Consider the following 301-nt stretch of genomic DNA (forward strand, 5'->3'; position numbering starts at 1 on the left):
TTGGTGGTGCACTTGCATTTAAAGCAAGAACAGCAAACTTTCACCTCTATACATGCGATACAGTCGCAAACAGATGCTTGATAGTTGACGGCACCAACACCTACACAATTGACGATACAGGTACTTCAACAGGAAGTTCCACTATTACAAGTACAGATCCAGGTTCAACCGCTTGCTCAAGTGCATGTCCTAATTCAGTAAAGGCATTGGTAGAACCAAAGTAATAATCATAGAAGTTCGAAGATAAAGGCAGCGATTGTTTTAGAATTTACATGATATTAAACAACGTCCTGTCGATATT

General features: G+C 39.5%; 1 protein-coding gene. It reads left to right on the plus strand.

Annotated features, from left to right (window positions below):
- A partial coding sequence (locus A3860_RS41615; protein ID WP_216823412.1) for a hypothetical protein occupies positions 1-224 on the plus strand: 224 nt, incomplete at its 5' end.
- Positions 225-301 lie beyond the last annotated feature (77 nt).

The sequence above is a fragment of the Niastella vici genome, assembly GCF_002077945.1.
GTDB classification, from domain to species: Bacteria; Bacteroidota; Bacteroidia; order Chitinophagales; family Chitinophagaceae; genus Niastella; species Niastella vici.